We start from the raw sequence: 19,387 nt of genomic DNA, 5'->3' as shown, positions 1-19,387 counted from the left end.
GGCGCCCAACCACCCGGCGCCCAACCACCCGACCGCCCGGCCGCCGCCCCCGCCCCCGCGCCCGGGTACCCGACCGCCCGGCCGCCCGCCCCCGCGCCCGGGTCCCCGGCCGCCCGGTGTCCGATCCGGTCGCTCACACATACTCAGGAACGGTTGAGTATCCGGCCCGTGGTGGGGATTCGGCCACCGGACGAGAGTGAGCGCCATGAACGGCCTCTACGCTCTCAAGCCCTGGTACGCGGCCCGGCTCTCCGGAGTCCGGGGCGCGCTCGTCCGGCGGCAGGTGTCGCCCGACACCCTCACGGTCGCGGGTGTGGTGTGCGCGGCCGGTGCCGCCGCTGCGCTCGCCTGGCTGCCGGCGCCCCTCGCCGCCGCGCCGGTCGCGGTGCTGCTCGCCGCGCGGCTCGCCTTCGCCAATCTCGACGGCGCGCTCGCCCGGGACACCGGCCGCGCCACCCGGCGCGGCTCGGTGCTCAATGAACTCGGCGACCGGGCGGCCGATCTGCTGGCCCTGGCCGGATTCCTCAGCCTCGCGCCGCTGTGGCTGGTGGCCGTCGCCGGACTCGCCGCGACGCTGCCCTCCTGGGTGTCGCTGGCGGGCGCGGCGGCCGGCGGTCCCCGGCTCAACGGCGGCCCCGTGGGCAAGACCGAGCGCTGTCTGCTGGTGGTCGTGGCCGCGGCCACCGGCTGGGCGGTCCCCGTGCTGGCCGTCATCGCCGCCGGGTCCGCGCTCACCGCGCTGCTCCGGCTGGGACGGCTCCGGAAGGAGCTCGCGCGATGAGCGGGGTGATGGTCGCGGGCGACGCGGTGGGGCGGGCCCTGCCGCTGGTGGCCGGGGCGCTGGGGGCGGGCGGGATCGCGGTCGCCGCACTGCCCGCGCGGATACGGGCGCGGGCCGAGCTGCGCCGTCGCTGGCGCACCTGGGCGCTGGCCGCCCCGGTCTTCCTGGGGGCGCTGTTCCTCGGCGGGGGCGGGGCGTTCGCCCTGGCCGCCGGGCTCGGGGTGATCGCGGTGGGCGAGTACGTCCGGATGGCGGGGCTGCGCACCGCCGATCACGCGGTGCTCGTGGTGGCGTCGGTGCTGCTGCCGGGGCTCGCCTGGCTCGCGCCACAGGCCCTGGATTCGCGGACGGCGGGCCTGCTGCTGCTCGCCGCCGCGCTGCCGCCGCTGCTGTCGGGGGACACCGGCGCGGGCTTCACCCGGGCCGCCCGCTCGGTCTTCGCCCTGCTGTGGATTCCGGTCGCGCTGACGGGTCTGGTGACGCTCGGGGAGACGGCGGTCGCGGTGGGGCTCGCGGTGGCGCTCGGCGATGTGGGCGCGTGGTGCGGGGGTACGGCCCTGGGCCGGCGCGGCCCGCTCGCCCGGCCGCTCTCCCCGCTCTCCCCCAACAAGACCTGGGCGGGTGTGGTGGGGGCCGCCGCGGCGACGGCCCTGGTGCTGGTCGCGGTCGGTGCCTTCGGCTGGCTGCTGTGGGCGGCGGTGCTGGCGGGGGGCGTGCTCGGGGATCTGCTGGAGTCGATGGTGAAGCGCGAGTCGGGTGTGAAGGACGCCGGGACCTGGCTGCCGGGGTTCGGCGGCCTCCTGGACCGGATCGACTCCCTGCTGCCGGCGCTGCTGCTGACGATGGTGGTGACGGTCCGATGACCCCGGTCACCGCCGGCGGCGGCGCGCCGTCCCCCGCCGGGCGGCGGCGCCCCGAGGTCCCGGCCGGGGCCTCCGGCCCGGGTGCCGCCGGACGCGGGCGCGGTTCCCTGGGCGGGGCGCTGCTGCGGCGGGCGCTGTGGTGGCTGGTGCTCACCCTCACCGGAGGGATCGAGCGGCGCGGGCGGCTGCCGCGCGGGGGGTGCGTGGTGGTGGCCAACCACGCCTCGCACGCCGACACCGCCGCCCTCCTCGCCGCCCTCGACGCCCGCCACACCCCCGCGATCGGCGCTGCCGCCGACTACTGGTTCGCCTCGCCGTGGCGGAGCCGGATCTGCGGCAGGCTCGCGGCCGGCTTCCCGGTGCGGCGGACCGGCGGCGGGATGGACGATCTGCTGGCGATGGCGGACGGGCTGCGGGCCGGGCGGGCGGTCGTCCTCTTCCCCGAGGGCACGCGCGGCGGCGACGGCCCGGTGGGCGCCTTCCACCGGGGGGCACTGGTGCTGGCCGCCGAGGCGGGGGTTCCGGTGATCCCGGTCGGCATCGCGGGGACGGACCGGCTGCTGCCCAAGCACGGGCGGCTGCGCTCCTCGCTGGTCAGGGTGCGGATCGGCGTACCGCTGCCGCCGTCGGCCACGCCCGGGGAGGCGCGCGCGGCCGTCACGGCGCTGCACCGCAGGACGCGTGCCGAGTCGCTGCGGGACTCGGCGGCCCGGCGCCGGGTCGCCGCGTGGGCCGTCTCCCGGCTGGGGCTCCTGACCGCCTTCGTCTGGGCCTTCGCTGAGGCGCTGAGCTGGCCCCTGATGCCCGAACTGCTGCTGGGCGCGGCCTGTGTGGCGGCGCCCGGGGCCGCTCTGCGGCTCTCGGTGACCGCTCTCGCGGGCAGCCTCGCGGGCTCGCTGCTCGCGCTCCAGCTGGCGGGCGCCGGTCTCGCGCCGCCGGCGCCGCTGACGACGGACCGGATGCGGAGCGAGGTCCGGCGGCACATGTCGTCCGAGTCGGCGGACGCGGTGCGCCGGCAGCCCTGGAACGGCATCCCGTTCAAGGTGTACGCGGCCGAGGCGGGCCGGGCGGACATCCCGGCGGGCGAGTGGCTGGCGTCATCGGCCGCGGCGCGGGGCTCGCGGACCCTGACGGTGGGTCTGGGATTCGCGGCGCTGGGGCTGCTGCTGCGCCGCTGGCGGCGGTGGTACGGCGGATATCTGGTGCTGCTGGGCGGTGTCTTCGCGGTGGGCCTCGCCCTGATCGTCCGCGGCTGGCACTGACCGCCGGATTCGCGCAACCGACCGGTTGCGGATGGATCGGCCAGGTGCAACCCTGGAGTAGCACGTCACGAGAGATCCACCGAAGGAGGCGGCCACCATGACCGCGGACCGCATCGAGAAGGAGATCACCATCGCCGCGCCCGTCCAGCGGGTGTGGGCGGTCCTCACGGAGCCGGAGCACGTCGGCGCCTGGTTCGGCCAGGGCGAGCCGACACCCGTGGACCTGCGCCCCGGCGGGACGATGTTCCTGGACCACGGCGAGTACGGACAGTTCCCCACCACCATCGTGACGGTGGAGCCCCCGCACCGCTTCTCCTACCGCTGGGCGGCCGGATTCCCCGGCGAGCAGGCCACCGAGTCCAACTCCACCCTGGTCGAGTTCACCCTGACCCCCGAGGGCGACGGCACCCGGCTGCGGGTGGTGGAGACCGGCTTCGCCTCGCTCACCGTCCCCGAGGAGCGGCGGCAGAACGCCTCGTACGAGAGCCACGACGCCGGCTGGGCCGACCAGGTGGTCAACATCCGGACGTACGCGGAACGACCGGCGGCATGACGGAGGAGCCGATAGCCGCGACGGAGCGGTCCGGCGCCGACGGGACGGCGGAGGCCGCGGTCTCCGCCGTCCTGTCGGCGCTGGCCGACCCCACCCGCCGCCGGATACTGGACGCCCTCGCCGCCCGCGGCCGCGCCACCGCGACCGTGCTCGCCGGCGAGATGCCGGTGAGCCGGCAGGCCGTCGTCAAACATCTGGCCGTCCTCGCCGCCGCGGGGCTGGTCTCCGGCCGCCGGGAGGGCCGGGAGACGCTCTACACGGTCCTGCCCGCCCCGCTCGGGGTCACCGCCCGGTGGATGGAGCGGGTCGCGTCCGACTGGGACTCCCGGCTGGCGGCCGTCAAACGGCTGGCGGAGGCGGAGCGGGAACGGGACAGCCCCGCGGGAGCGCCGGGCGGCCGGGATGACCGGGGGTGACCGGACGGCCGGGGGTGACCGGGTCACCGGGTCACCGGGTCACCGGGTCACCGGGTCACCGGGTCACCGGGTCACCGGGTCACCGGGTCACCGGGTCACCGGGTCACCGGGAGCATGGAACCGCCCCCGTTCCGGCGTGGGGGCCGGAACGGGGGCGGGATCAGGGGGGCGGCCCGAGGGCTCAGCCCATGTGCGGGTAGCCGTACTCGGTCGGCGGCACCAGCGTCTCCTTGATGGCGCGGGTCAGCGTCCAGCGCATCAGGTTCTGCGGCGCGCCCGCCTTGTCGTTGGTGCCCGAGGCCCGGCCGCCGCCGAAGGGCTGCTGGCCGACGACGGCACCGGTCGACTTGTCGTTGATGTAGAAGTTGCCCGCGGCGAAGCGGAGCTTCTCCATCGTGTGCGCGGCGGCGGCGCGGTCGTTGGAGATGACCGCACCGGTCAGCGCGTAGTCCGAGACCGACTCCATCTGGTCCAGCATGGCGTCGTAGCGGTCGTCCTCGTAGACATGGACCGCGAGGATCGGACCGAAGTACTCCGCCTTGAAGACCTCGTTCTCCGGGTCGGAGCACTCGATGACGGTCGGGCGGACGAAGTAGCCGACCGAGTCGTCACAGGTGCCGCCGGCGATGATCGTGCACGCCGGGTCGGCGGCGGCACGGTCGATCGCGGCCTTGTTCTTGGCGAAGGAGCGCTCGTCGATCACGGCGCCGATGAAGTTCGACAGATCGGTGACATCACCCATGGCGATGCCGTCGACCTCGGCCGCGAACTCCTCCTTGAACCCGTCGTTCCAGATGGAGGCCGGAACGTACGCACGCGAGGAAGCGGAGCACTTCTGGCCCTGGAACTCGAAGGAGCCGCGGGTCAGCGCGGTCTTCAGCACGGCGCGGTCGGCGCTCGGGTGCGCGACCACGAAGTCCTTGCCGCCGGTCTCGCCGACGATCCGCGGGTAGGAGCGGTACTTCTCGATGTTGTTGCCGACCGTCCTCCACAGGTGCTGGAAGGTCCGGGTCGAGCCGGTGAAGTGGATACCGGCCAGGTCGCGGTGGTTCAGCGCCACCTCGGAGACGGCGATGCCGTCACCGGTCACCAGGTTGATGACGCCCTTGGGCAGGCCCGCCTCCTCCAGGAGCCGCATCAGCAGCACGGCGGAGTGGGTCTGGGTCGGGGACGGCTTCCACACCACGACATTGCCCATGAGGGCGGGGGCGGTGGGGAGGTTGCCCGCGATGGCGGTGAAGTTGAAGGGCGTGATCGCGTAGACGAAGCCCTCCAGCGGGCGGTGGTCCATGCGGTTCCACACACCCGGGGAGTTGGCCGGGGGCTGCTCGGCCAGGATGTCGCGGGCGTAGGCGACATTGAAGCGCCAGAAGTCGATCAGCTCACAGGGAGTGTCGATCTCGGCCTGCTGGGCGGTCTTGGACTGGCCCAGCATGGTGGAGGCGGCCAGCGTCTCGCGCCAGGGGCCGGAGAGCAGCTCGGCGGCGCGCAGAATGATCGCGGCGCGGTCGTCGAAGGACATGGCGCGCCAGGCGGGGGCCGCGGCCAGGGCGGCGTCGATCGCGTCCTGGGCGTCCTGCTCGGTGGCGCCGGCGAAGGTGCCGAGCACCGCGCCGTGGTTGTGCGGCTGCACGACGTCGACCCGCTCGCCGCCACCCATCCGCCGTACGCCGCCGATGGTCATCGGCAGGTCGATCGGGTTCTCGGCCAGCTCCTTGAGCCTGGCCTCCAGACGGGCGCGCTCGGGGGAGCCGGGGGCGTAGCCGTGCACCGGCTCGTTGACCGGCGCGGGAACCTTGGTCACAGCGTCCATGGGTGCCGAATCTCCTTAAGCAGTAGGTCGGTTGTGGGGGTTCAGCCGCGGCTGACCAGCGAGCGCAGGAAGAACGCCAGGTTGGCGGGGCGCTCCGCGAGGCGGCGCATGAAGTAGCCGTACCAGTCGGTGCCGTACGCGATGTAGACGCGCACGCGGTGGCCCTCGGCCGCCAGCCGGTGCTGCTCGGCCTCACGGATGCCGTACAGCATCTGGAACTCGTACTCGTCGAGCTTACGTCCGGCGCGGCGGGCCAGCTCCTGGCTGATGGAGATGATGCGCGGGTCGTGGGACCCGATCATCGGGTAGCCCTCGCCCTCCATCAGGATCTTCAGGCAGCGGATGTACGCCTTGTCGACCTCGGCCTTGTCCTGGTGGGCGACGGTCTCGGGCTCCTTGTAGGCGCCCTTGACCAGCCGGACCCGGGAGCCCGCGTCGGCGAGCGCGCGGCAGTCGTCCTCGGTGCGGAAGAGGTACGACTGGACCACGGCGCCCGTCTGGGGGAACCGCTCGCGCAGCTCGGCGTGGATCGCCAGGGTCGAGTCGACGGTGGTGTGGTCCTCCATGTCGAGGGTGACCGTGGTGCCGATCTCGGCGGCGGCCTCGACCACCGGAGTGACATTCCGCAGCGCCAGCTCGTGGCCGCCGGTGAGGGCCTGGCCGAAGGAGGAGAGCTTCACCGACATCTCGGCGCGGACCCCGAGGTCCAGCGGCTTGAGGGCCTCGATCAGCTCCAGATAGGCGTCACGGGCGCGCAGCGCCTCGGCCGGGTCGGTGATGTCCTCGCCGAGGACATCGAGCGTGATCTCCAGACCCCGGGCGGCGGTCTCCTGGACGACGGGGACCGTCTCCAGGACCGACTCACCGGCGATGAAACGGTTCACCACGGGCTTGGTGACCGGAGCGGCCGAGACAATCCGGCGCATCTGGTCGCTGCGCGAGGCGGCGAGGATCACGGGACCCAGCACGGGGACCTCCATCGAGAAGTACGGACGGCGCCGGGCACGGATCACGGGAAACGCGTCCGGAACGGCACGAAGAACCACCGTGAAATCTAAGGATCGCTCCGGCGCCCGGCCATCGACAGCTGTCACGCATCCGTGGCCGGGATCTCAGACATATGTCTGAGAGACATGCCAGAATGTCCTGATGAAGGGCGATTACCAGGATCTCGTCGATGAGATCTCCGGTCTGCTGGAGGCCCCGGCGACACTGGAGAACCGCGATTTCGGGCTGATCGCCTTCGGCGCGCACGACAGCGACGACGACAGCGCGATGGACCCGGTCAGGACCCGCTCGATCCTCACCCGGAAGTCCGCCCCCGCCGTCCGCGCCTGGTTCGAGGGGTTCGGCATCGCCCGCGCGACGGGCCCCGTCCGCATCCCCGCCGCCCCGGACGCCGGGGTGGTCCGGGGCCGGATCTGTCTCCCGGTACGGCACCGGGGCGTCGTCCTCGGCTATGTCTGGCTGCTCGACTCCACCCCCGGCCCCACCGACGACCGGCTGGCGGCGGCGATGGAGGTCGCCGAGCGGATCGGGAGCCTGCTGGCGGACGAGGAGCGGGCGGGCGCGGATCTCTCCCGGGAGCTGCGGGCGGTGCTGACGGCCCGGCGCGGCTGGCAGTACGACATGGCGGTGGCCGCGCTGCGGACCGCGCTCGGCGGGGACGAGCGGGGGGCGGACGGGCCGCACGCCGTGGTCTGTGTGACCCCGTGGCCCTCGGCCGACGCACCGCCGGCCCGCTCGCTGCCGGGTGCGGCGGCCGTCTGCACCATGCCCCTGCCCGGCCCCGGCGAGCCGGAGCCCGCCGGCCCGCCGCCCGCGCCGGGGGCGGCGGGACCGGCCGGCGGCGCCCCTCCCGGGGCGGCTCCCACCGGCCCCGGGGCATCCGGATCTCCCGGCTCCGGGGACCGTCCGGCCGGGCACACGGCCCACGCCCTGGCCGTGCTGGTGCGCCTGCGCGCCGCCGACACCCCCGCCCCCGCGCTGGCGGCGGCCGAACGCCTGCGCACCACGGCGGGCGGCCCGGCGACCGGAGGCGTCGGCGCCTCCCGGCGCGGGCTCACCGGGCTGGGCGAGGGCTGGCGGGAGGCGCTGGCGGCGGCCCGGGCGGCCCGGGCCCAGCCCCGGCTCGGCCCGGTCGCCCCGTGGTCGGGCATCGGCCCCTACCGCCTGCTGGCCGCCCTCCCCCACGGCGCCCCGCCGGACCGCTCCGTACGGGAGCTGCTGGAGCGCTCCCACACGGAACTGGCCCGCACCGCCGAGGTGTTCCTCGACTGCGCGGGCCAGGCGGGCCGCACGGCGTCCGCGCTCGGCATCCACCGGCAGACGCTGTACTACCGGCTCTCCCGGGTGGAGCAGCTGACCGGTCTCGATCTCGCGGACGGCGAGGACCGGCTGCTCCTCCACATGGCGCTGAAGGCCGCCCGTCTGTAGCGGGACCGGCCGGTACGGGTGAGGGCCCGGCGCGCCGGGAGGCCCGAGCCTCCGGTGCGCCGGGCCCTCACCCGTACGGTCGTGCGCCGTGCGGCGGGAACGGCTCAGTCGGTGAGGTTCACCGAGCGGGCCGAGACCGCGCCGATCTCCTCGGCGATCTCCGTGAGCACGGACTGGGGCACGGTGTCGTCGACGGTCAGCACGACCAGCGCCTCCCCGCCCTCCTCCGCGCGCGAGACCTGCATGCCCGCGATGTTCAGCCCGGCCTCGCCGAGAATCCGGCCGACGGTGCCGACGACACCGGGGCGGTCCTCGTACCGCAGCACGGCCATGTGGTCGGCGAGCGCCAGATCCACGCCGTGGTCACCGATGGCGACGATCTTCTGGTGGTTCTTGGGGCCGGCGAGGGTGCCGGAGACCGAGACCTCCTCGCCGCCGGAGAGCGTGCCGCGCACGGTGACGACATTGCGGTGCTCCGGGGACTCGGAGCTGGTCGTCAGCCGCACCTCGACACCGCGCTCCTGGGCGAAGAGCGGGGCGTTGACATACGAGACGGTCTCGTCGACGACGTCCTCGAACACGCCCTTCAGCGCGGAGAGTTCGAGCACCTTCACATCGTGCTGGGTGATCTCGCCGTAGACCTCGACATCGAGGCGGACCGCGACCTCGCCGGCGAGCGCGGTGAAGATCCGGCCGAGGCGCTCGGCCAGCGGCAGTCCGGGCTTGACGTCCTCGGCGATCACTCCGCCCTGGACGTTGACCGCGTCCGGGACCAGCTCGCCGGCGAGCGCGAGCCGCACCGAACGGGCGACGGCGACGCCGGCCTTCTCCTGGGCCTCGTCGGTGGAGGCGCCGAGGTGCGGGGTGCAGACGACCTGGTCGAACTGGAAGAGCGGGGAGTCCGTGCAGGGCTCCTTGGCGTACACGTCGAGACCGGCGCCCGCGACCCGGCCCTCCTTGAGTGCCGAGTACAGCGCCTCCTCGTCGACGATCCCGCCGCGCGCGGCGTTGACGATCCGCACGGTCGGCTTGACCTTGTGCAGGGCGTCGTCGCCGATCAGCCCCAGGGTCTCGGGCGTCTTGGGGAGGTGGACCGTGATGAAGTCCGCGACTTCGAGCAGCTCGTCGAGGGAGAGCAGCTTGACGCCCATCTGCGCGGCCCGGGCGGGCTGCACATAGGGGTCGTACGCCACGATCTTCATGCCGAAGGCGGACATCCGCTGGGCGACCAGCACACCGATGCGGCCGAGGCCGACGACACCGAGGACCTTCTCGCTCAGCTCGACACCGGTGTACTTGGAGCGCTTCCACTCGCCGTTCTTCAGCGCGGTGTTGGCCTGCGGGATATTGCGCGCGGTGGCGACCAGCAGACCGCAGGCCAGCTCGGCGGCGGTGACGATATTGGAGGTCGGGGCGTTGACCACCATCACGCCGGCCTTGGTGGCGGCGGAGACGTCGACATTGTCCAGGCCGACGCCCGCACGGGCGACGACCCGCAGTTTGCGGGCGGCGGCGATGGCCTCGGCGTCGACCTTGGTGGCGGAGCGGACCAGGATGGCGTCGACATCGGCGATGGCGGGGAGCAGCTCCGCGCGGTTCGCGCCGTTGCAGTGCCGGATCTCGAAGTCGGGGCCGAGCGCGTCCACAGTGGCGGGCGACAGCTCTTCAGCGATGAGTACCACTGGCTTCTTGCTGGGGTTCGAGCTCACGTGAGTCCTCACATGTCCAGTGCGGACGGCCGTCCCGACGGCCGCAGGCGGTGGAGGGGGCAAGCCGCGTGGAAGACGCACGACACTGTGGGCCTGACGCGTGTGTTGTCGAGAAGTGTAGTGGTGCTTTGGGCCATGTCTTGCGCCTGAGAGGCAGGATCACCCGTCCGTGGCCGGACGAAGTGGAGCACTGCCCGCCCCCGGCGGTGCCGGTCCCGACCGGGCCGGGATACGGCGAAGGGCCGGGACCCCTGCGTCCCGGCCCTCGCCCACGACTCACGCGTCGTCGTTGTCGACCCAGCTCATGAGCTTGCGCAGCTCCTTGCCCGTGGTCTCCAGCAGGTGGTTCTCGTCCTGCTTCTTGTACTCGTTGTACTTCTTCAGACCGCCGTGGTACTCGTCCATCCAGTTGCGGGCGAAGGTGCCGTCCTGGATCTCGGTGAGGACCTTCTTCATCTCGGCCTTGGTCTGGTCCGTGATGATGCGGGGGCCGGTGACGTAGTCGCCCCACTCGGCGGTCTCGGAGACCGACCAGCGCATCTTCTCCAGGCCGCCCTCGTACATCAGGTCCACGATCAGCTTCAGCTCGTGGAGGCACTCGAAGTACGCGATCTCCGGCTGGTAACCGGCCTCGACCAGGGTCTCGAAGCCGGCCTTGACGAGCGCCGACGCACCGCCGCACAGCACGGCCTGCTCGCCGAAGAGGTCGGTCTCGGTCTCCTCGGTGAAGGTGGTCTTGATGACGCCGGCGCGGGTGCCGCCGATGCCCTTGGCGTACGAGAGGGCGAGCGCGAAGCCGTTGCCGGTGGCGTCCTGCTCGACGGCGGCGATACACGGAACGCCGCGGCCCTCCTCGTACTGGCGGCGGACCAGGTGGCCCGGGCCCTTGGGGGCGACCATGGCGACGTCGACACCGGCCGGCGGCTTGATGAAGCCGAAGCGGATGTTCAGGCCGTGGCCGAAGAACAGCGCGTCGCCGTCCTTGAGGTGCGGAGCGATGGACTCCTCGTAGACCTGGGCCTGGATCGGGTCCGGGACCAGGACCATGACGACATCGGCCCAGGCCGACGCCTCGGCGGGGGTGACGACGGTCAGGCCCTGCTCCTCGGCCCTGGCCTTGGACTTGGAGCCCTCGTGCAGACCGACGCGGACGTCGACACCCGAGTCACGGAGCGACAGCGCGTGGGCGTGGCCCTGGCTGCCGTATCCGATGACCGCGACCTTGCGGTTCTGGATGATGGTCAGGTCGGCGTCGTCGTCATAGAACAGCTCGGCCACTGGAATGTCTCCTTGGTGTGCAGGTGTGCGTCCCACCGTACGGCGGGGATGGATGGACAAGTCTTCCGGTCTCGCTATGCGAGCACAGGTCACGGTGCGGTGCGGGCACAGGTCACGGCGCCGCTCCGCGAGCGCGTCCCACAGCACCGCTGTGGGGCGCGCGGGTGGGTCAGGCGCTGCGGTCCAGGGCCCGCAGGGAGCGGTCCGTGATCGAGCGGGCGCCGCGCCCTATGGCGATGGTCCCCGACTGCACCAGCTCCTTGATACCGAACTGCTCCAGCATCTTGAGCATCGCGTCGAGCTTGTCGCCGGAGCCGGTGGCCTCGATGGTGACCGCGTCGGGTGAGACATCGACCGTCTTGGCGCGGAAGAGCTGGACGATCTCCACGATCTGGGAGCGGGTCTCGTTGTCCGCGCGGACCTTCACCAGCACCAGTTCGCGCTGGATCGCCGAGCCCGGCTCCAGTTCGACGATCTTCAGAACGTTGACCAGCTTGTTGAGCTGCTTGGTCACCTGCTCCAGCGGCAGGTCCTCGACCGTGACCACGATGGTGATGCGGGAGATGTCGGGGTGCTCGGTGACGCCGACGGCGAGGGAGTCGATGTTGAAGCCCCGGCGGGAGAACAGGGCGGCGATCCGGGCGAGGATGCCGGGGGTGTTCTCGACCAGAACGGAGAGCGTGTGCTTGGACATGGGTCGGTCTCTCGTCTCTCTCTGCTCGGTCAGTCGTCTGCGCTGTCGCCGAAGTCGGGGCGGACGCCCCGCGCGGCCAGGACCTCGTCGTTGGAGGTGCCGGCGGCGACCATCGGCCAGACCATGGCGTCCTCGTGGACGATGAAGTCGATCACCACGGGGCGGTCGTTGATCGCGTTGGCCTCGGCGATGACCTTGTCCAGGTCGTCCGGGGACTCACAGCGCAGTGCGACACAGCCCATGGCCTCGGAGAGCTTGACGAAGTCGGGGACGCGGGTGCCGGCGCTGGGCTCCTTGCCGCTGGCTCCGGGGCCGGAGTGCAGCACGGTGTTGGAGTACCGCTGGTTGTAGAAGAGGGTCTGCCACTGGCGGACCATCCCGAGCGCGCCGTTGTTGATGATGGCGACCTTGATCGGGATGTTGTTGAGCGCGCAGGTGGTGAGTTCCTGGTTGGTCATCTGGAAGCAGCCGTCGCCGTCGATGGCCCAGACGGTGCGGTCGGGGGCCCCGGCCTTCGCGCCCATGGCGGCGGGGACCGCGTACCCCATCGTTCCGGCGCCACCGGAGTTCAGCCAGGTGGCGGGCCGCTCGTAGCTGATGAAGTGGGCCGCCCACATCTGGTGCTGGCCGACGCCGGCCGCGTAGATGGTGTCCTCGGGGGCGAGCTGTCCGATGCGCTGGATGACCTGCTGCGGGGAGAGGCTGCCGTTCTCGGGCTGGTCGTAGCCGAGGGGGTAGGTCTCGCGCCAGCGGTTGAGGTCCTTCCACCAGAGGCTGTAGTCGCCGGTGTGGCCGTCGCTGTGCTCGGCCTGGACGGCCTGGACCAGGTCGGCGATGACCTCGCGGGCGTCGCCGACGATCGGGACGTCGGCGGTGCGGTTCTTGCCGATCTCCGCCGGGTCGACATCGGCGTGGACGATCTTCGCGTACGGGGCGAAGCTGTCGAGCTTCCCGGTGACGCGGTCATCGAAGCGGGCTCCCAGGGCGACGATCAGGTCGGCCTTCTGGAGTGCGGTGACGGCGGTGACCGAACCGTGCATGCCCGGCATTCCGACGTGCAGCGGGTGGCTGTCGGGGAATGCGCCCAGCGCCATCAGGGTGGTGGTGACGGGGGCTCCGGTGAGTTCCGCGAGGACCTTCAGCTCGGCGGAGGCGCGGGCCTTGAGGACCCCGCCGCCGACGTAGAGGACCGGGCGCCTGGCCTGGACGATCAGCTTGGCGGCCTCCCGGATCTGCTTGGCGTGCGGCTTGGTGACCGGGCGGTAGCCGGGCAGATCGAGGGCGGGGGGCCAGCTGAAGGTGGTCCGGGCCTGGAGGGCGTCCTTGGCGATGTCGACCAGGACGGGCCCGGGGCGGCCGGTGGAGGCGATGTGGAAGGCCTCGGCGATGGTGCGCGGGATGTCCTCGGCCTTGGTGACGAGGAAGTTGTGCTTGGTGATCGGCATGGTGATGCCGACGATGTCCGCCTCCTGGAAGGCGTCGGTGCCGATCGCCTTGGAGGCGACCTGGCCGGTGATCGCGACCAGCGGGACGGAGTCCATGTGCGCGTCGGCGATCGGGGTGACCAGATTGGTGGCGCCGGGGCCCGAGGTCGCCATGCAGACCCCGACCTTGCCGGTGGCCTGGGCGTATCCGGTGGCCGCGTGGCCGGCGCCCTGCTCGTGGCGGACCAGGATGTGACGGACCCGGGTGGAGTCCATCATCGGGTCGTACGCCGGGAGGATGGCCCCGCCGGGAATGCCGAAGACGGTGTCGGCGCCCACTTCCTCCAGAGAGCGGATGAGCGACTGCGCGCCCGTGACGTGCTCAACTGCGGCGGTCGGGTGTCCGCCGTTACGGGCCCGCGGCTGCGGATGGTGGGCCCCGGTGGCCTGCTCGGTCATCGGCATTCTCTTCTCGAAGCTGAGGGCTGAAGCTGAGGGTTGGAGCTGAGGAGCGGACTGACGTTTTCGCGTGGTTTCTTGCGGCTTGGGCGGGGTGCCGGTGCAACAAAAAACCCCTCGTGCCGTGAGGCAAGCGAGGGGAGCGCGTCGGGAGGGTGTCAGCGGGGGCCTGGTGAGGTCCCCGCTCAGCCGACGCGCTTTCCAAGTACGAGAATTCGGGTGCGCATGGCATTGACCCTCTCCCCGACCCGCCATGACTGTCAAGCGGGTGGGATGCGCGTCTCACTATCTGAGCCATGCGCCTACTTGGTCCACTGCGGATGCTCCACCCTCCAGCGGTGCGGAACGGGCAGGGCCAGACCGCCCGGCACCGGGAAGTCGTCCCGGACCAGGGCGCGGCGCAGCCGGTACTCGTCGAGCAGTCCGGAGAAGGCCATGCCCTGGCCATGAGTGCAGCCCATGGCGCGCAGGGCGATCACCTGCTCCGGCGCGTCCACCCCGTCGGCCACGGACTGGAGACCGAGGTCTCCGGCGATCCGCAGCAGCCCGTTGGTGATCTTGTGCAGCCGGGCGGACTCCACGATGCCCTCGACCAGACATCTGTCCAGTTTCAGTATGTCGACGGGGAGCCTGCGCAGCGCCGTGAAGGCGGCGTGGCCGGTGCCGAAGCCGTCGAGAGCGATCCGCACGCCGAGTCTGCGCAGGGCCACCAGCCGCTGCTCCAGCTCGTCGAAGGAGATCCGGGGGTCGCTGTCGGCCAGCTCGACGATCAGCGCCCCGGACGGCAGCCCGTGCCGGTTGAGCAGGGCCTCGACGGTGCCCATCGGCAGGGATCTGTCCAGCAGCCGGCGGGCGGAGAGCCGGACCGACACGGGGACCCGGTGGCCGAGCCGGTCCCGCTCGGCGGCCTGCTGCACGGCCTCCTCCAGCAGCCAGCGCCCCAGGTCGGCGGTGCGGTCGCTGTCGGCCGAGACCCGGAGGTACTCGGCCGGGGTGAAGAGGATGCCCTGGGTCGAGCGCCAGCGCGCCTGGGCGGTGACGGACTCGATCCGGCCGGTGGTGAGCGAGACCACCGGCTGGTGGAGCAGGGCGAACTCGCCCTCGTGGAGCGCGCTGCGGAGCCGGGCGGCCAGCTCGGTGCGGCGCACCACCTCGGCCTGCATCTGGGGCACGTACAGCTCGACCCGGTCCTTGCCGGCTGCCTTGGCCCGGTACATGGCCAGATCGGCGTTGCGCATCAGATCGGTGGGGGTGATCCCCTTCTCCGCGAAGGCGACCCCGATGGAGGCGGCCACCCGTACGTCGTTGCCGTCGATGCGGTAGGGCTGGGAGAGGGTGAGGCGGAGCCGGTCGGCGATCTCGACGACCTGGCTCTCCCGGTCGGTCTGGTCGCGGATGCCCTCGCCGAGGATGAGGGCGGCGAACTCGTCGCCGCCGAGCCTGGCGGCGGTGTCGCCGGAGCGGACGGAGTCCTCCAGCCGGTGGGCCGCCTGGATCAGCAGATTGTCCCCGGCCTGGTGGCCGAGGCGGTCGTTGACGCCCTTGAAGCCGTCGAGGTCGATGAAGAGCACGGCGGTGCCGGGGTCGCCGGCGCGCCGGCCGGTGAGCGCCTGCCGGACCCGCTCGGTGAACAGGGCCCGGTTGGGCAGATCGGTGAGCGGGTCGTGCTCGGCGCTGTGCTGGAGCTGGGCCTGGAGCCGCACCCGGTCGGTGACATCGCGGCTGTTGAAGATCAGCCCGCCCTGGTGGCGGTTGACGGTGGACTCCACATTGAGCCAGGCGCCCCCGCCGGACTTGAAGCGGCACTCGATGCGGGTGGTGGGCTCGTCCGCCGGCGGGGCGGCCAGGAAGCGGCGCACCTCGTGCAGGACCCGGCCGAGGTCGTCGGGATGGATGAGGGAGGAGAGCGGGGAGCCGACCAGCTCCTCGGCGTCGCGTCCGTAGACACCGGAGGCGGCGGGGCTGACATAGTGCAGCATCCCGCTGGGGGCGGCGATCATGATGACATCGCTGGAGCCCTGGACCAGGGAGCGGAAGTGGTTCTCCTTCTGGGCCAGCTCGTGGGTGAGGGCGACATTGTCCTGGAGCATGATGCCCTGCCGTACGACGAGGGCGAGGACCACCGTGCAGCCGGTGAGGACGACGACGCGGTCGGGGGTGCGGCCCTCGACAACGTTGTAGAGGATGCCGAGGGTGCAGACGGCGGCGGCGAGATAGGGGGTCAGGGCGGCCAGCGATCCGGCGACCGGCCGGCCCGCGGGGTGGCGCGGTGCGCGCTGGACCCGGACCACTTCGACGCAGCGGCGGGCCCCCCAGGGGGCGTAGGCGAGCAGCAGGGAACCGGCGAACCAGCCCGCGTCGAGGAGCTGTCCCGACCGGTAGGTCTCCCGCAGCAGCGGTGAGGTGAAGAGCGCATCGCAGACGACGGTCAGCGCGAGGGCGCCGATCGCGGTGTTGACGGCGGAGCGGTTGGTGGCCGAGCGCCGGAAGTGCAGCGCGAAGACCATGCTGACCAGGACGATGTCCAGCAGCGGATAGGCGAGCGCGAGCGCGGCGGGAGCCACGCTCTCGCCCTGCACCCGGGTGGTGTGGGCGAGCGCGAGGCTCCAGGAGAGGGTCAGCAGGGAGCCGCCGATCAGCCAGGCGTCGAGACCGAGGCAGACCCAGCCGGCCCGGGTGACCGGGCGCTTGGCGAGCACGAGCAGGCCGATGATGGCGGGCGGGGCGAAGCAGAGGAAGAAGAGATCGGCGATGGACAGATCGGGCACCTTGCGCTGGAGCACCACCTCGTACCACCCCCAGACCGCGTTTCCCGCGCAGGCCATGGCGGAGGAGAGGGCGAAGAGCAGCCAGGCGGGGCGGACCCGGGGAGGGCTGCTACGGGCGTAGAGAAAACAGGAGACGGCGGCGATCAGGGCACCGGCGCTGAGGCCGAAGTCGCCCATGATGAGGGCCAGCTCGCGGGAGCCCCAGCCGAGGGCGGCACCGACGGCATAGCCGGCGCAGACGAGGGCGAGGAAGAGCTGGGTGAGCAGTCCGGTGCCGGCGGAGACGGACTCTCGGGCCAGGAGCGCCCCCGGCGCGCTCACCGGGTCGCTCCCCGGGGTGTCGGCACCGGACAGCGGCGCACCGCCGGGTCCGTGGCGGCGCCGGCGGGGTGGTACGGGGAGGGCGAGGGTCGTCGTCGGCGTCCTCGCCGTGTCGGATCTTTGGTCCATTGGCCGTGCATCGCCCGTCGCCCCCCTCGAAGTCCGATCGGCAGTCAGGTCGCATCACCGCACCGCCCCTTGCTCCGGCGCGGCCCCCAGGACCGGACGATACACCAGGATCGTCACTCAGGGACATAGGCCCTCTACTCTCAGTGACCACCATTCGCCACGCAGGCACGCGGAGCGATCGGATGACTTCGCAGAGTTTTCGCCTGTGACGGTTTCGCGCCGGGGCGCCGGAGTCATGGTGCCGGTGCACGGGGCGGCTCCGGAAGGCCGGGGCTATTCGGTGGTGAGTACGAGATTGTCGAGCGGCTCGCCCGCGACAAAACGGGCGATCTGGCGGATGAGAAGCCGCTCGGCGCGCGGCCGGAACGCCGAAGTGGAACCGCCGACATGCGGACTGATCAGCACTCCAGGAGCGTGCCAGAGGGGATGTCCGGAGGGCAGCGGCTCGGGGTCGGTGACATCGAGGGCCGCGGTGATGCGCCCGGTCGTCACCTCGGCGAGCAGCGCTTGGGTGTCCACCACCTGTCCCCGGGCGACATTGACCAGAAGTGCCCCGTCCTTCATCTGTGCCAGGAACTCCGCGTCCACCAGCCCCTTCGTCCGCTCGGTCAGTGGGGTTGAAAGGATCACGACGTCGGCGTTCGGGAGCAGAGAGGGCACATCGGCGAGACCGTGCACCTCCCCGCGCGCCGTTGTGCGAGCGGCGCGCGCGACGCGCGCGACCCGCGCGCACTCAAAGGGCGCGAGCCGGTCCTCGATGGCCGCGCCGATCGATCCGTACCCGACGATGAGGACGGACTTGTCGGCGAGCGAGGGATAGAAGCCGGCCCGCCACTCCTCGGCGTCCTGGCCCCGGACGAAGGAGGGCAGGGCCCGCAGGGAGGCGAGGGTCAGGGCGAGGGCCAGCTCGGCGGTGGAGGCGTCGTGGACCCCCTTGGCGTTGCAGAGGCGTACGCCGGGGTGGAGCGACGCCAGGCCCGGCGCGAGGTGGTCGGTGCCTGCGGAGAGTGTCTGGATGACCCGCAGCGAGGTCATCTCGGACAGCACACGGACCGAGATCTCGGCCGGCTGGAGATACGGATAGGTGTAGAAGACGCACTCCGCCGGGTCGGCGGGGAAGTCCGGACCGCCGTTCCAGTAGCGGTAGCGGTAGCCCGCCCCGGCGACCGGGGGAAGATCTTCGAGCTCGTCGGGCGGGAGGGAGAGCCATATGTCTGCGGTCATGGCCAGCAGGCTAATTGGTTAGTTTGGTGGACGGCTGAGGGAGGGGTACGGGCAGGTGGAGCGCAGGACACTCGGTGCGGCGGCTCTGGAGGTGGGCGCGGTCGGGCTCGGCTGTATGCCGATGAACTGGGCCTACACCACCTCCCAGCAGCGCGGGGAACGATCACTGCGGACGGTGCACGCCGCGCTGGACGCGGGCTCCACCCTGCTGGACACGGCCGATATGTACGGTCCCTTCACCAATGAGCTGCTGCTCGGCCGGGCGCTGAAGGAGCGGCGGCGGGACGCGTTCGTCTCGACCAAGGTCGGGCTGCTCGCCGGTGAGCAGCATGTGGTGGCCAATGGGCGGCCCGGGTATGTGAAGCGGGCCTGTGACGCGTCGCTGCGGCGGCTCCAGACCGATGTGATCGACCTCTACCAGCTGCACCGCGCCGATCCCGAGGTCCCGGTCGAGGAGACCTGGGGCGCGATGGCGGAACTGGTGGGCGCGGGGAAGGTGCGGGCGCTGGGGATGTGCGCGATGGAGGTGCGCAGGCCGGGAGTGCGCCGCTCACGCCGGGCCGACGGACATCTGTACGAGGGAACGATCCGGCAACTGGAGCGGATGCAGCAGGTGTTCCCGGTCAGCGCGGTGCAGGCGGAGCTGTCGGTGTGGTCGCCGCAGGCGCTGGAGCGGCTGCTGCCCTGGTGCGAGGCCCGGGGGGTCGGCTTTCTGGCCGCGATGCCGCTCGGGAACGGGTATCTGAGCGGGACGCTCACTCCGGGGCAGGGCTTCGAGCCGGACGACATCCGGGCCCGGCACCCCCGGTTCACGGCGGAGATGATGGCGGCGAACCAGCCGGTGGTGGCGGGGCTGCGGCGGATAGCGGAGCGCCACGGCCCGGGGATCACCCCGGCGCAGGTGGCGCTGGCGTGGGTGCTGGGGCGCGGCCGGAACGTGGTGGCGGTGCCGGGCACCAAGCGGGTGGAGTGGGCGGTGGAGAACGCCTCGGCGGTGCGGCTGGGGCTCTCGCCGAGGGATCTGTGGGAGATAGCGGGGCTGCCGGAGGCGCGGGGCTCCTGGGACTGAGGGGGGGCGGGGGCTCGGGGGCGCCGCGGGGCGCCGGGGGCTTGGGGCTTGGGCCTCGGGGGCGCCGGGCGCTCGGGGCTCGGGGCTCGGGGCTCGGGGCTCGGGGCGAAAGATCGTCCGGATCGGGGACCCGGGGGCCCCGGGCGGTGTAGGAAGGACAGTCAGGCGGCTCGATCGGCCTGCCGGGA

Annotated in this window: 15 protein-coding genes; 7 read left to right on the top strand and 8 right to left on the bottom strand. The window is 72.3% G+C overall.

Annotation, left to right across the window (positions count from 1 at the left end; genetic code table 11):
- Positions 1-205: 205 nt before the first annotated feature.
- From ABT122_RS11450 to ABT122_RS11430, 5 genes are all read left to right on the top strand, one after another.
- A complete protein-coding gene (locus tag ABT122_RS11450; protein WP_351548894.1) occupies positions 206-781 on the top strand; it encodes a CDP-alcohol phosphatidyltransferase family protein in 576 nt (191 codons plus the stop codon).
- The gene (locus ABT122_RS11445) at positions 778-1,644 is read left to right on the top strand and encodes a phosphatidate cytidylyltransferase (RefSeq protein WP_351548891.1); all 867 of its coding nucleotides are present in this window, start codon (positions 778-780) and stop codon (positions 1,642-1,644) included. Before ABT122_RS11450 ends, ABT122_RS11445 begins: the two co-directional genes overlap by 4 nt.
- The gene (locus ABT122_RS11440) at positions 1,641-2,906 is read left to right on the top strand and encodes a lysophospholipid acyltransferase family protein (RefSeq protein WP_351548888.1); all 1,266 of its coding nucleotides are present in this window, start codon (positions 1,641-1,643) and stop codon (positions 2,904-2,906) included. The genes ABT122_RS11445 and ABT122_RS11440 overlap by 4 nt, the downstream gene beginning before the upstream one ends.
- Positions 2,907-3,003: 97 nt before the next feature.
- A complete protein-coding gene (locus tag ABT122_RS11435; protein ID WP_351548885.1) occupies positions 3,004-3,459 on the top strand; it encodes an SRPBCC family protein in 456 nt (151 codons plus the stop codon).
- Positions 3,456-3,875 carry an ArsR/SmtB family transcription factor gene (locus ABT122_RS11430; protein WP_351548882.1) on the top strand — a complete coding sequence of 140 codons (420 nt, stop codon included), beginning with the start codon at positions 3,456-3,458 and terminating at the stop codon, positions 3,873-3,875. The genes ABT122_RS11435 and ABT122_RS11430 overlap by 4 nt, the downstream gene beginning before the upstream one ends.
- A 181-nt stretch (positions 3,876-4,056) precedes the next feature.
- Here ABT122_RS11430 and pruA read toward each other — a convergent pair whose 3' ends face one another.
- Both pruA and ABT122_RS11420 read right to left on the bottom strand, forming a co-directional pair.
- Entirely contained in the window at positions 4,057-5,688 is a 1,632-nt protein-coding gene (pruA, locus tag ABT122_RS11425; protein WP_351548879.1) for an L-glutamate gamma-semialdehyde dehydrogenase, read from the bottom strand.
- Between the two features lie 41 nt (positions 5,689-5,729).
- Positions 5,730-6,656 (bottom strand): proline dehydrogenase family protein, encoded by a 927-nt coding sequence (locus ABT122_RS11420; RefSeq protein WP_351548939.1) that lies wholly within the window; start codon positions 6,654-6,656, stop codon positions 5,730-5,732.
- Positions 6,657-6,837: 181 nt separating this feature from the next.
- On the opposite strand from ABT122_RS11420, the gene ABT122_RS11415 reads away from it, so the two are divergent.
- Positions 6,838-8,124: a PucR family transcriptional regulator gene (locus tag ABT122_RS11415; protein ID WP_351548876.1), complete on the top strand. Its 1,287-nt coding sequence runs from the start codon at positions 6,838-6,840 to the stop codon at positions 8,122-8,124.
- A 104-nt stretch (positions 8,125-8,228) separates the two neighbouring features.
- Here the strand turns inward: ABT122_RS11415 and serA are convergent, their stop codons facing one another.
- The 6 genes from serA to ABT122_RS11385 all read right to left on the bottom strand — a co-directional run bounded on the left by serA (position 8,229) and on the right by ABT122_RS11385 (position 18,130).
- A complete protein-coding gene (gene serA / locus ABT122_RS11410) occupies positions 8,229-9,833 on the bottom strand; it encodes a phosphoglycerate dehydrogenase (protein ID WP_351548873.1) in 1,605 nt (534 codons plus the stop codon).
- A 276-nt stretch (positions 9,834-10,109) separates the two neighbouring features.
- Complete coding sequence (gene ilvC, locus ABT122_RS11405; protein ID WP_351548871.1) at positions 10,110-11,111, bottom strand: ketol-acid reductoisomerase; 1,002 nt, start codon at positions 11,109-11,111, stop codon at positions 10,110-10,112.
- Positions 11,112-11,280: 169 nt separating this feature from the next.
- Positions 11,281-11,805 (bottom strand): acetolactate synthase small subunit, encoded by a 525-nt coding sequence (gene ilvN / locus ABT122_RS11400; protein ID WP_351548869.1) that lies wholly within the window; start codon positions 11,803-11,805, stop codon positions 11,281-11,283.
- A 29-nt stretch (positions 11,806-11,834) separates the two neighbouring features.
- The gene (locus ABT122_RS11395) at positions 11,835-13,694 is read right to left on the bottom strand and encodes an acetolactate synthase large subunit (RefSeq protein WP_351548866.1); all 1,860 of its coding nucleotides are present in this window, start codon (positions 13,692-13,694) and stop codon (positions 11,835-11,837) included.
- A gap of 296 nt (positions 13,695-13,990) precedes the next feature.
- Positions 13,991-16,777: a putative bifunctional diguanylate cyclase/phosphodiesterase gene (locus ABT122_RS11390; protein WP_351548935.1), complete on the bottom strand. Its 2,787-nt coding sequence runs from the start codon at positions 16,775-16,777 to the stop codon at positions 13,991-13,993.
- Positions 16,778-17,179: 402 nt separating this feature from the next.
- Positions 17,180-18,130: a 2-hydroxyacid dehydrogenase gene (locus ABT122_RS11385; protein ID WP_351548863.1), complete on the bottom strand. Its 951-nt coding sequence runs from the start codon at positions 18,128-18,130 to the stop codon at positions 17,180-17,182.
- 55 nt (positions 18,131-18,185) lie between these two features.
- On the opposite strand from ABT122_RS11385, the gene ABT122_RS11380 reads away from it, so the two are divergent.
- The gene (locus ABT122_RS11380) at positions 18,186-19,199 is read left to right on the top strand and encodes an aldo/keto reductase (RefSeq protein ID WP_351548860.1); all 1,014 of its coding nucleotides are present in this window, start codon (positions 18,186-18,188) and stop codon (positions 19,197-19,199) included.
- Positions 19,200-19,387 lie beyond the last annotated feature (188 nt).

Origin of the sequence: Streptomyces sp. NPDC001985 (assembly GCF_040296845.1) — a bacterium.
Classification (GTDB): domain Bacteria; phylum Actinomycetota; class Actinomycetes; order Streptomycetales; family Streptomycetaceae; genus Streptomyces.
Note: the sequence above shows the minus strand (reverse complement) of the source record. Positions and strands in the feature narration are given on the sequence as shown.

What these genes read in the sequence shown, in the direction of transcription:
- ABT122_RS11450 (WP_351548894.1), top strand. Translation starts at nt 206, where the DNA reads ATGAACGGCCTCTACGCTCTCAAGCCCTGGTACGCGGCCCGGCTCTCC.
- ABT122_RS11430 (WP_351548882.1), top strand. Translation starts at nt 3,456, where the DNA reads ATGACGGAGGAGCCGATAGCCGCGACGGAGCGGTCCGGCGCCGACGGG.
- pruA (WP_351548879.1), bottom strand. Translation starts at nt 5,688, where the DNA reads ATGGACGCTGTGACCAAGGTTCCCGCGCCGGTCAACGAGCCGGTGCAC.
- ABT122_RS11435 (WP_351548885.1), top strand. Translation starts at nt 3,004, where the DNA reads ATGACCGCGGACCGCATCGAGAAGGAGATCACCATCGCCGCGCCCGTC.
- ABT122_RS11415 (WP_351548876.1), top strand. Translation starts at nt 6,838, where the DNA reads ATGAAGGGCGATTACCAGGATCTCGTCGATGAGATCTCCGGTCTGCTG.
- ilvN (WP_351548869.1), bottom strand. Translation starts at nt 11,805, where the DNA reads ATGTCCAAGCACACGCTCTCCGTTCTGGTCGAGAACACCCCCGGCATC.
- ABT122_RS11395 (WP_351548866.1), bottom strand. Translation starts at nt 13,694, where the DNA reads ATGCCGATGACCGAGCAGGCCACCGGGGCCCACCATCCGCAGCCGCGG.
- ABT122_RS11440 (WP_351548888.1), top strand. Translation starts at nt 1,641, where the DNA reads ATGACCCCGGTCACCGCCGGCGGCGGCGCGCCGTCCCCCGCCGGGCGG.
- ABT122_RS11385 (WP_351548863.1), bottom strand. Translation starts at nt 18,130, where the DNA reads ATGACCGCAGACATATGGCTCTCCCTCCCGCCCGACGAGCTCGAAGAT.
- ABT122_RS11445 (WP_351548891.1), top strand. Translation starts at nt 778, where the DNA reads ATGAGCGGGGTGATGGTCGCGGGCGACGCGGTGGGGCGGGCCCTGCCG.